Annotated in this window: 12 protein-coding genes and 1 pseudogene; all 13 read right to left on the bottom strand. The window is 59.1% G+C overall.

Annotated elements, in window-relative coordinates:
- Window positions 1–11: 11 nt before the first annotated feature.
- Window positions 12–674 (bottom strand): 30S ribosomal protein S3, encoded by a 663-nt coding sequence (rpsC, locus tag ORD17_RS06825; RefSeq protein WP_308387560.1) that lies wholly within the window; start codon window positions 672–674, stop codon window positions 12–14.
- Window positions 675–685: 11 nt separating this feature from the next.
- Window positions 686–1018 carry a 50S ribosomal protein L22 gene (rplV, locus tag ORD17_RS06820; protein WP_308387559.1) on the bottom strand — a complete coding sequence of 111 codons (333 nt, stop codon included), beginning with the start codon at window positions 1016–1018 and terminating at the stop codon, window positions 686–688.
- A gap of 10 nt (window positions 1019–1028) precedes the next feature.
- Entirely contained in the window at window positions 1029–1304 is a 276-nt protein-coding gene (gene rpsS, locus ORD17_RS06815; protein WP_215871591.1) for a 30S ribosomal protein S19, read from the bottom strand.
- A 20-nt stretch (window positions 1305–1324) separates the two neighbouring features.
- Window positions 1325–2149: a 50S ribosomal protein L2 gene (rplB, locus tag ORD17_RS06810; RefSeq protein WP_308387557.1), complete on the bottom strand. Its 825-nt coding sequence runs from the start codon at window positions 2147–2149 to the stop codon at window positions 1325–1327.
- Between the two features lie 18 nt (window positions 2150–2167).
- Window positions 2168–2461: a 50S ribosomal protein L23 gene (gene rplW / locus ORD17_RS06805; protein ID WP_308387556.1), complete on the bottom strand. Its 294-nt coding sequence runs from the start codon at window positions 2459–2461 to the stop codon at window positions 2168–2170.
- Window positions 2458–3075, bottom strand: coding sequence for a 50S ribosomal protein L4 (rplD, locus tag ORD17_RS06800; protein WP_308387554.1), 618 nt, complete (start codon window positions 3073–3075; stop codon window positions 2458–2460). The genes rplW and rplD overlap by 4 nt, the downstream gene beginning before the upstream one ends.
- A 14-nt stretch (window positions 3076–3089) precedes the next feature.
- Window positions 3090–3722 carry a 50S ribosomal protein L3 gene (rplC, locus tag ORD17_RS06795; RefSeq protein ID WP_308387553.1) on the bottom strand — a complete coding sequence of 211 codons (633 nt, stop codon included), beginning with the start codon at window positions 3720–3722 and terminating at the stop codon, window positions 3090–3092.
- A gap of 10 nt (window positions 3723–3732) precedes the next feature.
- On the bottom strand, window positions 3733–4041 hold the full coding sequence (gene rpsJ / locus ORD17_RS06790; protein WP_215871596.1) for a 30S ribosomal protein S10: 309 nt from the start codon (window positions 4039–4041) through the stop codon (window positions 3733–3735).
- Between the two features lie 6 nt (window positions 4042–4047).
- Window positions 4048–5238 (bottom strand): elongation factor Tu, encoded by a 1191-nt coding sequence (gene tuf / locus ORD17_RS06785; RefSeq protein ID WP_308387539.1) that lies wholly within the window; start codon window positions 5236–5238, stop codon window positions 4048–4050.
- A gap of 22 nt (window positions 5239–5260) precedes the next feature.
- Window positions 5261–7359, bottom strand: a pseudogene (gene fusA, locus ORD17_RS06780) (elongation factor G).
- A 33-nt stretch (window positions 7360–7392) separates the two neighbouring features.
- Window positions 7393–7863: a 30S ribosomal protein S7 gene (gene rpsG / locus ORD17_RS06775; protein ID WP_308387552.1), complete on the bottom strand. Its 471-nt coding sequence runs from the start codon at window positions 7861–7863 to the stop codon at window positions 7393–7395.
- Window positions 7864–7893: 30 nt separating this feature from the next.
- Window positions 7894–8265, bottom strand: a complete 372-nt coding sequence (gene rpsL / locus ORD17_RS06770; RefSeq protein WP_308387551.1) for a 30S ribosomal protein S12 — start codon at window positions 8263–8265, stop codon at window positions 7894–7896.
- Window positions 8266–8375: 110 nt separating this feature from the next.
- Complete coding sequence (rpoC, locus tag ORD17_RS06765; RefSeq protein ID WP_308387550.1) at window positions 8376–12524, bottom strand: DNA-directed RNA polymerase subunit beta'; 4149 nt, start codon at window positions 12522–12524, stop codon at window positions 8376–8378.
- Window positions 12525–12555: the final 31 nt, after the last annotated feature.

The raw sequence follows: 12555 nt of genomic DNA, 5'->3' as shown, positions 1-12555 counted from the left end.
CACCGCTCTCCTTACTTCTGTGCGGCAGCAACGCTAGCGGCGCTGCTCCATTCGAGAATTTCGCCTTTGAAGATCCACACCTTGACGCCGATGATTCCATAAGTCGTCTTGGCCTCGGCAAAACCGTAATCGATATCCGCACGCAGGGTGTGCAGAGGCACCCGTCCCTCGCGATACCACTCGGTACGGGCAATCTCCGCACCCCCCAGGCGACCAGCACAGTTGATGCGCATTCCCTGCGCACCAAAGCGCATCGCATTCGTAACGGCACGCTTCATAGCACGGCGAAACATGACTCGACGCTCCAACTGCTGCGCCACATTCTCGGCGACCAGCTGCGCATCCAGCTCCGGCTTGCGAATTTCCTCGACGTTGACGTGCACCGGAATCCCCATGCGCTTTTGTACTTCTATACGCAGATTCTCGATGTCCTCGCCCTTCTTGCCAATCACCACGCCAGGACGCGCGGTGTGCAGCGTGATGCGCGCGCTACGCGCCGGCCGCTCTACGGTGATATCGGAGATCGCAGCGCCACTCAAGCGTTTGCGAATGAAATCACGGATGCGGATGTCTTCCAGCAACTTATCCTTGAAATCTGCTTTGCCGTACCAGCGCGAGTTCCAATTCTTAATGATTCCCAGACGCAGTCCGATTGGATTGGTTTTCTGACCCATACTTTCCTCGCTTACTGTTCGGCTACGACAATGGTGATGTGACTGGTGCGCTTCAAAATTCGCGTGCCGCGCCCCTTTGCACGTGCGGCAAAACGCTTCAACACCGCTCCACCATCGATCATGATCGACTCGACCACCAACGCATCGACATCTGCGCCTTCGTTATTTTCCGCGTTGGCGATGGCGGACTCCAAGCATTTGCGAATTGGCAATGCCGCCTTTTTCCGGGTAAAGCGAAGGATATCCAAGGCCTTATCCACGGGCTGCCCGCGCACGAGGTCAGCTACCAGACGGGCCTTTTGCGGTGACATCTGCAATCCTTTCAATACTGCCGTTGATCTCATCTTGCTATCCTCAACGCTTGGCTTTCTTGTCGGCTACGTGACCCTTGAAGGTCCGGGTCAGCGCAAACTCTCCGAGCTTGTGGCCGACCATGTTCTCGTTGACGACAACGGGAATGTGCTGCTTGCCGTTATGCACGGCAAAGGTCAGACCGATGAAATCGGGCGTAATGGTGGAACGACGCGACCAGGTCTTAATCGGCTTGCGACTGTTGCTGGCCTGGGCTTCCTGGACCTTTTTGTCGAGATGCTGGTCCACGAAAGGACCCTTCTTGATGGAACGTGGCACGACGAATTCCTCTCCCCTGATCAGGACTTACGGCGGCGGACGATCATGCCGCTGGTACGTTTGTTGCGACGGGTACGATACCCCTTGGTCGGCTGTCCCCAAGGCGACACTGGATGACGTCCGCCTGAGGTACGACCTTCACCACCACCATGCGGGTGATCGACGGGGTTCATGGCCACGCCACGCACCGTGGGACGGACACCCCGCCAACGGGTGGCACCGGCCTTGCCCAGCTGGCGCGTGCCGTGCTCATCGTTACCCACAACACCCAATGTGGCGCGGCAGGATACATGAATTTTGCGCACTTCACCAGAGCGCAAGCGGAGTTGCGCGTAGTCGCCCTCCCGCGCCATCAACTGCGCAGAGGCGCCGGCGGAACGCGCAATCTGCCCGCCCTTACCAGGCCGCAGTTCGATATTGTGCACCACGCTGCCTACGGGAATCTTGCGCAGCGGCATGCAATTGCCTGGACGTACCGGCGTTTCCTCGCCAGAGATCAGGGTATCACCAGCCGATACCCCTTTGGGAGCGAGGATATAGCGACGCTCACCGTCGGCGTAACAAAGCAGGGCCAGATGGGCGCTACGATTGGGATCGTATTCGATCCGCTCGACCTTGGCCGGAATGTCGTTCTTATTGCGGCGAAAATCTACCAAGCGGTAATGCTGGCGATGCCCGCCACCGGCATGCCGGCGGGTTACCCGCCCGTTGTGGTTGCGACCCCCGGTATGCGCCTGGCTGGAGGTCAGAGCTTTGACCGGAGCGCCCTTATGCAGCTCCGGATTGACCACCTTGATGACGAAACGACGTCCGGCAGAGGTCGGTTTGGTTCGTACGAGAGCCATGATTATCCCCTATCTCTCTCAGGCAATGCCAAGGTCGATGCTGTTGCCTTCCGCAAGACGCACGTAGGCCTTCTTCCACGAAGAGCGGCGCCCAGCATGACGCCCCATACGCTTCGCCTTCCCTTCATAGTTCAACGTCTGCACAGACAACACGTTGACTTGAAACAGCCGCTCCACTGCGGACTTGATCTCGCGCTTGGTGGCATCGCGGGCAACCCGAAAGGCATACTGATTTGCAGCCTGGGTCTGCAAGGTACTTTTCTCGCTCACGATCGGCGCGAGCAACACCAGAAACTGCCGTTCGTTGTTCATCCGTACACCTCCGCGAACTTGTTGGCCGCGGCGGCATCCATCAGAACACGCCCATAACGCAGGAGGTCTGCCGGGCCAACATCCTGCCACTCCGCCACGCCAACGTGCGGGAAATTCCGCAGCGACAAAAAGAAATTGACCGGCGCCTCTGCCAGAACGACCAACACGTCATCGCCGCCCGCGGCCTGTAGCCAGGTCCGCCCGAGTTTCGCCTTGGGCTCGGCGAAGTCCTCTGCAGCGATGATCTGCAAACGGTCCTGCCGTAACAGCTCCGCCAGTGCGCTGCGCATGGCACCCGCCCACATCTTCTTGTTGACTTTCTGTTTGTAACTCTGTGTCACCCCCGGGAAGGCTCGACCACCGCCACGCCAGATGGGACTACGAATGCTGCCGGCGCGGGCGCGACCGCCGCCTTTCTGCTTCCACGGTTTGCGACCGCCGCCACGGACTGCCGCACGATTTTTTTGCACCGCAGTACCGCTACGCAGTCCTGCCAACTGCGCAACAACTACCTGATGCAGAAGCGCCTCGTTGTAGGGGGCGGCAAAAACGGCGTCTGCCAGCTCCACCTTTTCCCCCTTGCCACTGCTGATATGAATACTTTCTACTTCCATCGTCGTGCTCCCGCTCACCCGCGCACTGTCGGGCGCAATACCACATCGCCCTCGTTTGCGCCGGGCACACTGCCCTTGATCATTACGAGACGGCGCTCGACATCGACACGCACGACCTCGAGATTCAAGGTCGTTACCCGCTCGTTGCCCAACTGCCCGGCCATTTTCTTGCCTTTGAACACCCGACCGGGAGTCTGGCGACAACCAATGGAGCCCGGGGCACGGTGCGACAGCGAATTACCGTGGCTGGCGCGATTGCTGCGGAAATTGTGACGCTTGATGGCACCAGCAAAACCCTTGCCCTTGCTGATACCGGTCACATCGATGCGCTGGCCGACGGCAAACATATCCATCGACAACTCTTGTCCTGCTTGATAAGAACCGGACTCATTCACTCGAAATTCACGCAAAAAACGGCGCGGCTCAACCGCGGCCTTGCGGAAATGTCCAGCCATCGCTGAACTCAAACGCTGCGGCCGGACGCCGCCTACGCCAACCTGGATCGCTTCGTACCCATCGCTCTCTTTGCTTTTTATCTGGGTCACGACGTTTTCCGCGAGGTGGATCACGGTGACGGGCACTACCTTGCCACCCTCGCCCGCTACCCGGGTCATACCGATCTTGCGACCAATCATGCCGATCGTCATTTTCTTCTCCTTACAGCTTGATCTCTACGTCGACGCCGGCGGCAAGATCGAGCTTGATGAGCGCATCGACAGTCTTGTCATTGGGGTCGAGAATATCCATGAGCCGCTTGTGAGTACGCTGCTCGAACTGGTCACGCGCATTTTTATCCACATGCGGCGACCGCAGCACGGTAAAGCGCTCGATCTTGGTGGGCAACGGAATCGGGCCACAGACCCGAGCGCCGGTACGTCGAGCCGTCTCGACGATCTCCGCGGCGGAGATGTCGAGCATTCGGTAGTCATAGGACTTCAGACGAATACGAATCTTGGAACCTTCCATTGTCTCTTACTCCACAATCTTGGAGACGACGCCGGCGCCGACGGTACGGCCGCCCTCACGCACCGCAAAGCGCAGGCCGTCTTCCATCGCGATCGGGGCAATCAGCGTGACCCTGAACTGCACGTTGTCTCCCGGCATCACCATCTCGACACCTTCCGGCAAATCCACCGCACCCGTCACGTCCGTCGTGCGGAAGTAAAACTGCGGGCGGTAGCCATTGAAAAACGGCGTGTGCCGGCCTCCCTCTTCCTTCGACAACACGTACACCTCGGCCTCAAACTTGGTGTGCGGCTTGATCGTGCCCGGCTTCGCCAGCACCTGACCACGCTCCACCTCGTCCTTCTTCGTTCCACGCAGCAACACACCGACGTTGTCTCCCGCCTCTCCCTGATCCAGGATCTTGCGGAACATCTCCACACCCGTCACCGTCGTCTTGCTCGTCGGACGTATGCCCACAATCTCGACTTCCTCACCCACCTTCACCACGCCGCGCTCGATACGGCCAGTCACCACCGTACCACGACCAGAAATACTGAAGACGTCTTCGATCGGCATCAGGAAGGTCTTGTCCACCGGACGCTCCGGCATCGGGATGTAGCTGTCCATCGCTTCAGCCAGCTTGAAAATCGCCGGCTCGCCAATGTCACTCTGGTCCCCTTCCAGGGCCTTCAGCGCCGAGCCAATCACCACCGGGATGTCATCCCCCGGGAACTCGTACTTGGACAGCAGCTCGCGGACTTCCATCTCCACCAGCTCCAGCAACTCAGCGTCGTCCACCATGTCGGCCTTGTTCAGAAACACGACAATGTACGGTACGCCCACCTGCCGCGCCAACAGAATGTGCTCGCGCGTCTGCGGCATCGGACCATCCGCCGCCGAACAGACCAGAATCGCCCCGTCCATCTGCGCCGCTCCAGTGATCATGTTCTTGACGTAATCGGCGTGCCCCGGGCAATCGACATGCGCGTAGTGACGATTCGCCGTCTCGTATTCCACGTGCGAGGTCGCAATCGTGATCCCCCGCGCTCGCTCTTCCGGCGCGTTGTCAATCTGATCGTAGGCCCGCACCTCGCCACCAAACTTCGCCGACAATACCTTCGTCAGCGCCGCCGTCAGCGTCGTCTTGCCGTGATCCACGTGACCAATCGTTCCCACGTTTACGTGCGGCTTCGTCCGCTCAAACTTTCCCTTGGACATGACTACCTTCTCCCGTTACAACTCAGCGCTGACTTTTCTTGACGACGGCCTCGGCAACATGCCCAGGCACTTCCATGTACTTCTCGAACTGCATACTGTAAGTGGCGCGCCCCTGCGACAAGGAACGTACCGTAGTGGCGTATCCAAACATCTCCGCCAGCGGAACTTCGGCTTTGATGATCTTGGCACCGGCCTCGTCATCCATACCCTGCATCACTCCGCGACGACTGTTGATATCACCGATGATGTCGCCCATGTACTCTTCTGGGGTGACAACCTCGACAGCGAAGATTGGCTCCAGCAGCACCGGATTCGCCTTCGCAGCACCCGCCTTGAAGCCCATGGATCCCGCGATCTTGAACGCCGCCTCGGAAGAGTCGACATCATGGTAGGAGCCATCAAAGATGGTGACTTTGACGTCCACGACCGGGAAGCCGGCGACTATACCACTTTCCAAAGCCTCTTGCACACCCTTTTCCGTCGGCCCGATGTATTCCTTGGGTACCACACCGCCGACTACAGCGTTCTCAAATACGAAGCCCGAACCAGGTTCCAGCGGCTCCAGTCGCAACCAGACATGACCGTACTGTCCACGACCTCCGGACTGCCGCACGAACTTGCCTTCGGCTTCTACGCTCTTGCGGATCGTCTCGCGGTAGGCCACCTGTGGGGCACCCACGGTTGCCTCGACACCAAACTCCCGCTTCATGCGGTCGACGATGATCTCTAGATGCAGCTCGCCCATACCGGAAATGATGGTCTGACCCGACTCTTGATCAGTGCGCACGCGAAAGGAGGGGTCTTCCTGCGCCAACTTGCCCAAAGCAATGCCCATCTTTTCCTGGTCACTCTTGGTCTTGGGCTCGACGGCAACGTGAATGACCGGCTCCGGGAACTCCATCTGCTCGAGGATGATGGTTTTATCCATGTCACAGAGGGTATCACCGGTATAGGCGGTCTTGAGCCCCACGGCGGCGGCGATGTCACCCGCCAAGACTTCTTTGATTTCCTGACGCTCATTGGCGTGCATCTGGAGGATGCGACCGATCCGTTCGCGTTGGCCACGCCCCGGATTATAAACGGTGGAGCCAGCGTTGAGGACACCAGAGTAGACGCGGAAGAAGGTCAACTGGCCGACAAAAGGATCCGTCATGATTTTGAAGGCCAAAGCCGAAAACGGCTCGCTGTCATTGGCAAGACGAGTGGCCTCGGCGCCGGTGTTGGGGTCGGTACCCTTGACCGGGGGAATGTCGACAGGCGAGGGCATATAGTCCAACACCGCGTCTAACATTGCCTGCACACCCTTGTTCTTGAAGGCGCTCCCACAGAGAACCGGCACGATTTCGCTAGCAATCGTCGCCTTGCGTAAGGCAACCTTGAGCTCTTCGATGGAAATTTCCTCACCCTCGAGGTATTTCATCATCAACTCTTCATCGGTGTCGCAAATCGCCTCGATCATTACGTGATGCGCTGCCTCGGCGGCTTCCTTGAGCTCGGCCGGGATCTCCTCCTCCACGAAGGTGGTGCCCTGCGTCGCATCGTCCCAGTTGATCGCCTTCATCTTCATCAGATCGATCACGCCACGGAAACGCTCTTCCTCGCCGATCGGCAACTGAATGGCGACGGCATTGCCCTTCAATTTGCCGCGGATCTGTTCAACGACACGGTTGAAGTTTGCCCCCTGACGATCCATCTTGTTGACGAAAGCCATACGCGGCACGCCATACTTGTTGGCCTGACGCCACACGGTTTCCGACTGCGGCTGCACACCACCAACGGCACAGAACACCGCTACCGCACCGTCGAGCACACGCAGGGAGCGCTCGACTTCGATGGTGAAATCGACGTGCCCGGGGTGTCGATGATATTGATACGATGCTCTGCACGCTTGGCATCCATACCCTTCCAGAAGCATGTCGTTGCGGCCGAAGTGATCGTGATGCCGCGTTCCTGCTCCTGCGCCATCCAGTCCATGATCGCCGTGCCTTCATGCACCTCACCGATCTTGTGCGAGACCCCGGTGTAAAAGAGGATGCGCTCGGTGGTAGTGGTTTTTCCGGCATCAATATGCGCCATGATGCCGATGTTGCGATAACGTTCAATGGGGGTTGTGCGCGCCACGAATTGATCCTTGCGTTTGCGAAGCGGAGAGGGTTACCAGCGAAAGTGCGAGAACGCCTTGTTGGCCTCGGCCATACGATGCGTTTCTTCCCGCTTGCGTACGGCGTTGCCACGGTTTTCCGCCGCCTCGAGTATCTCGGCGGCCAGACGGTTGCCCATGGATTTCTCATTGCGCTTGCGTGCAGAGTCGCGCAGCCAACGCATGGCCAACGCCATGCGTCGATCCGCACGGATTTCCACCGGCACCTGGTAGGTTGCACCACCCACACGGCGACTCTTGACCTCCACTACCGGACGAACATTGTCCAGAGCCTTGCGGAAGATCTCCATCGCGTCGGACTTGCTTTTCTCGGCGACGATATCGAGGGCCCCATACACGATCTTTTCGGCAACGCTCTTCTTGCCATCACGCATGAGGACGTTGGCAAATTTGGCGAGGACCTCTTCCTTATATTTGGGATCTGGCAGCACGATCCGCTTCGGCACTTCTCTACGTCTTGGCATCTCTAACTACTCCTTGGGAATCCGATACCCTTACTTGGGCCGCTTGGCGCCGTACTTCGAGCGGCGTTGCTTACGATCCTTCACGCCAGCAGTGTCGAGGGTGCCGCGGATGATGTGGTAGCGCACACCCGGCAGATCCTTCACACGACCACCGCGGATCAGAACGACGGAGTGCTCCTGCAGGTTATGTCCCTCACCAGGAATGTAGCTACTGACTTCATAGCCGTTGGTCAAACGCACGCGCGCCACTTTCCGTAACGCGGAATTGGGCTTCTTTGGCGTGGTGGTGTACACGCGGGTACAGACACCCCGCTTCTGCGGATTGGCCTCCAGGGCCGGTACCTTACTCTTGGCCACCGGAGCCTTGCGCGGCTTGCGGACCAACTGGTTCAGTGTGGGCATACCTTCTCCAAAAACGAAGGGCGGCACATCACCTGCCGCCAATGAGAGCGCGCATTTTATGGATGCGCGTCCGAACTGTCAAGAAAGATCAGGGGGCTGCAGAATACCGATCAACTGGCGGCGATCGTCTCGGCCTCGCTCTGGCCACCATCAGCGAACAGACTCTCACCGCGATTCCGTCGGCGACGGTGCTCGTGATAGGCAAGCCCGGTTCCCGCAGGCACCAGACGACCGACAATCACATTCTCCTTCAGACCACGCAGATCATCGACCCGTCCGGAAACTGCCGCTTCGGTCAGAACGCGGGTGGTTTCCTGGAAACTGGCAGCGGAGATGAAGGATTCTGTCGATAGACTCGCCTTGGTGATACCGAGCAGCATCGGCGTGAAACGTGCAGGCTCTTTGCCTGCCGCTTCGAGAACTGCGTTCTCCTCTTCCACCCGCGCACGATCGACCTGATCGCCGGTGATGAAGCTGCTATCACCGGCATGGGTAACTTCGACTTTGCGCAGCATCTGCCGCAGGATGACCTCGATGTGCTTGTCGTTGATCCGTACACCCTGTAAACGATAGACATCCTGAACTTCGTCGACAATGTAGTTGGCCAGCGCCTGGACGCCCAGGACACGGAGAATGTCGTGCGGCACCGGCTGGCCTTCTACCAGAGGTTCACCGGGGCTGACTCGCTCACCTTCGTAGACGGTGACATGACGTCCCTTGGGAATCAGGTATTCATGCGTATCCCCGTTTTCATCGGTGATCAGCAAACGTTGCTTGCCCTTGGTGTCCTTGCCAAAGCCGACGATGCCGTGGTGCTCCGCAATAATGGCGTAGTCCTTGGGGCGCCGGGCCTCGAAAAGTTCGGCCACACGCGGCAAGCCACCGGTGATGTCACGGGTCTTACTGGTACCAACTGGCAAACGCGCCAGGGTATCGCCAGGCTGCACCTGTGCGCCATCTTGCACCGCGATGATGGCTCGCGGCGGCAGATAATAGCGCGCCGGCAGATCCGTACCCGGCAACTTGAGATCCTTGCCCTTGGCATCCTGCAAGAGGACCACGGGACGCAGATCGCGACCGCTGGCCGGCCGCTGTTTGGGGTCGATCACTGCCTGGGTGCTGAGGCCGGTGATGTCATCGGTCTGAGAGATGACACTCTGGCCCTCGATGGCGTCTTGCAGCGATACCGTACCAGCGATCTCGCTGACAATGGGGCGCGTATGCGGATCCCACTCGGCAATCCGCTTACCGGGCGTTACCACCTCGCCATCCTGGACCAGGATGGTGGCACCATACGGCACTTTATAGCGTTCTTTTTCCCGCCCTTGCTCATCGGTCACGGCGATTTCGCCGTTACGGCCAACGACCACATGACGGCCACTGGGGTGCTCCACTGAACGCAAGCTGCTGTGGTAACGAATCAAGCCACCCTGCTTGATGTCGATGCTGCTCTGCGCCGCGGCACGACTTGCCGCACCACCGATGTGGAAGGTCCGCATGGTCAGCTGGGTGCCGGGCTCGCCAATGGACTGCGCAGCGATCACTCCCACCGCTTCGCCAGCATTGACCAGGTGACCACGCGCGAGATCGCGCCCATAGCAGAGGGCACAGACTCCATAACGCGATTTGCAGGTCAGGGGAGAACGTACCTTGAGGGCATCGACGCCGAGTTCGTCGAGCTGCCCGAGCAACTGCTCGGTAAGTAAGGTGTTCCGCGGAATGGCAACCTCACCGGTGTTGGGATGCAGGATATCCTCCGCCGTCACCCGCCCGAGAACGCGTTCACGCAACGCCTCGACGACTTCACCGCCCTCCACCAGGGCCATCATCGGCAGACCGTCCTCCGTCCCACAGTCGTGCTCGACGACCACCAGATCCTGCGTCACGTCTACCAGACGGCGGGTGAGATACCCGGAGTTGGCGGTTTTCAAGGCGGTATCGGCGAGACCCTTACGCGCCCCGTGGGTGGAGATGAAGTACTGCAGTACATTCAGCCCTTCGCGGAAATTCGCGGTGATCGGCGTTTCGATGATGGAGCCGTCCGGCTTGGCCATCAATCCACGCATTCCAGCCAACTGACGCAACTGTGCCGCCGAGCCACGCGCACCGGAGTCCGCCATCATGTAAATGGAATTGAAGGAGACCTGGTCGGTTTCCTCGCCATCGGGCAGGGTGACCTTTTCCTTGCTCACCCGGTCCATCATGGCCTTGGCCACCTCCTCGGTGGCGCGCGACCAGATATCGACCACCTTGTTGTAGCGTTCGCCTTCAGTGACCAACCCAGAAGTGTACTGATCCTGGATGGTTTTCACTTCTTCTTCGGAACGCGCCAGAATGGCGTCTTTTTCCGGCGGCGTAACCATGTCACCGGCGCCAAAGGAGATGCCGGCACGGGTCGCCATGCGATAACCGGTGTACATGAGCTGGTCAGCAAACACCACCGTGTCCTTGACGCCCAAGGTGCGGTAACAGGTATTGATCAGCTCCGCGATCGCCTTCTTCTTCAGGACGCGATCGATGACGGCAAAAGGCAGCCCCTCGGGGAGGATATCGCTGAGCAGGGCGCGGCCCACCGTGGTTTCGATGCGCTCCCCACGGAAGCGTAGGGTTACACGGGCATGCAGGCCCACTTCACCGTTCTCGTAGGCGCGGCGCACCTCGGCGCTATCGACGAAGCGCATTCCCTGCCCCTTGGCATCCAGGCGTTCCTGCGTCATGTAGTACAGGCCCAGCACGATATCCTGGGATGGCACGATGATCGGATCGCCATTGGCCGGGCTGAGGATGTTGTTGGTGGACATCATCAACGTGCGCGCTTCGAGCTGCGCTTCGAGCGAAAGCGGCACGTGCACGGCCATCTGGTCACCATCGAAGTCGGCGTTGTAGGCTGCGCAAACCAGGGGGTGCAACTGAATCGCCTTGCCCTCGATCAGCACCGGCTCGAAGGCCTGGATACCCAGACGATGCAGAGTGGGGGCACGGTTGAGCATCACCGGATGTTCGCGGATCACCTCTTCGAGGATGTCCCAGACCTCCGGCTTTTCGGCCTCCACCAAGCGCTTCGCCGCCTTGATCGTGGTCGCCAGACCGCGCTCTTCCAGTTTGTTGAAAATATAGGGCTTGAACAGCTCCAGTGCCATCTTCTTGGGAAGTCCACACTGATGCAGACGCAATTCCGGCCCGACGACGATCACCGAGCGGCCGGAGTAATCGACACGCTTGCCGAGCAGATTCTGCCGGAAGCGCCCCTGCTTGCCCTTGATCATGTCGGCCAGAGACTTGAGCGGACGCTTGTTGGGGCCGGCAATGGCGCGTCCCCGACGACCATTGTCGAGCAGTGCATCTACCGCCTCCTGCAACATGCGCTTTTCGTTGCGGACGATAATGTCCGGGGCCTTGAGCTCCAAAAGCCGCTTCAGACGATTGTTGCGGTTGATGACCCGGCGATAGAGATCATTCAGATCCGAGGTCGCAAAGCGGCCGCCATCCAGGGGTACCAGCGGCCGCAAATCCGGCGGCAATACCGGCAACACCTCCAGAATCATCCATTCGGGACGGTTTCCCGAATTCACGAAGGACTCCAGAATCTTGAGCCGTTTGGCCAGCTTCTTGGTCTTGGTGTCGGAGTTGCTGGCGAGGAGTTCCTCGCGAATCTGTTCGATCTCGCTTTCCAGCGGGATGCCCTTGAGCAATTCGCGGATGCCCTCGGCGCCCATCATCGCCTGGAACTGATCGCCGTAGGCCTCGAGGGCGTCGAGATACTGGTCCTCACTGAGAATCTGTCCACGCTGCAGGTCAGTGACCCCGAGATCGACATCGATGACAACATAGGCCTCGAAATACAGGACCCGTTCGATATCCCGCAAGGGCATATCGAGGATCATGCCCATGCGGCTGGGCAGGGACTTCAGGAACCAGATATGCGCTACCGGACTGGCCAGCTCGATATGGCCCATCCGTTCCCGGCGCACACGCGCCTGGGTGACTTCCACGCCGCATTTTTCACAGACCACGCCACGGTGCTTGAGACGCTTGTATTTACCGCAAAGACACTCGTAGTCCTTGATCGGGCCAAAGATCTTGGCGCAGAACAGACCTTCGCGTTCGGGTTTGAAGGTCCGATAGTTGATGGTCTCCGGCTTCTTTACTTCGCCGTAGGACCAGGAGCGGATCTTGTCCGGCGACGCAATGCCAATGCGGATGGCATCGAATTCTTCCTGCCGATCATTCTGCTTGAAAAGCTTGAGGAGGTTATTCAAGTGACTCTTCCTTATCCGAAGCCTGCGGATA

This window comes from Acidithiobacillus sp. AMEEHan (genome assembly GCF_030996345.1).
In the GTDB taxonomy this organism is placed as follows: Bacteria; Pseudomonadota; Gammaproteobacteria; order Acidithiobacillales; family Acidithiobacillaceae; genus Igneacidithiobacillus.
The sequence above is the reverse complement of the archived record's forward strand: the minus strand, read 5'-3'. Positions and strand labels throughout refer to the sequence as shown.

Excerpts from the sequence above, each read along its gene's own strand:
- rpsJ (WP_215871596.1), bottom strand. The coding sequence starts at position 4,041 with ATGGAAGGTTCCAAGATTCGTATTCGTCTGAAGTCCTATGACTACCGA.
- rpsL (WP_308387551.1), bottom strand. The coding sequence starts at position 8,265 with ATGCCCACACTGAACCAGTTGGTCCGCAAGCCGCGCAAGGCTCCGGTG.
- rplW (WP_308387556.1), bottom strand. The coding sequence starts at position 2,461 with ATGAACAACGAACGGCAGTTTCTGGTGTTGCTCGCGCCGATCGTGAGC.
- rpsC (WP_308387560.1), bottom strand. The coding sequence starts at position 674 with ATGGGTCAGAAAACCAATCCAATCGGACTGCGTCTGGGAATCATTAAG.
- rplV (WP_308387559.1), bottom strand. The coding sequence starts at position 1,018 with ATGAGATCAACGGCAGTATTGAAAGGATTGCAGATGTCACCGCAAAAG.
- rpsG (WP_308387552.1), bottom strand. The coding sequence starts at position 7,863 with ATGCCAAGACGTAGAGAAGTGCCGAAGCGGATCGTGCTGCCAGATCCC.
- tuf (WP_308387539.1), bottom strand. The coding sequence starts at position 5,238 with ATGTCCAAGGGAAAGTTTGAGCGGACGAAGCCGCACGTAAACGTGGGA.
- rplC (WP_308387553.1), bottom strand. The coding sequence starts at position 3,722 with ATGACGATCGGCATGATTGGTCGCAAGATCGGTATGACCCGGGTAGCG.
- rplD (WP_308387554.1), bottom strand. The coding sequence starts at position 3,075 with ATGGAAGTAGAAAGTATTCATATCAGCAGTGGCAAGGGGGAAAAGGTG.
- rplB (WP_308387557.1), bottom strand. The coding sequence starts at position 2,149 with ATGGCTCTCGTACGAACCAAACCGACCTCTGCCGGACGTCGTTTCGTC.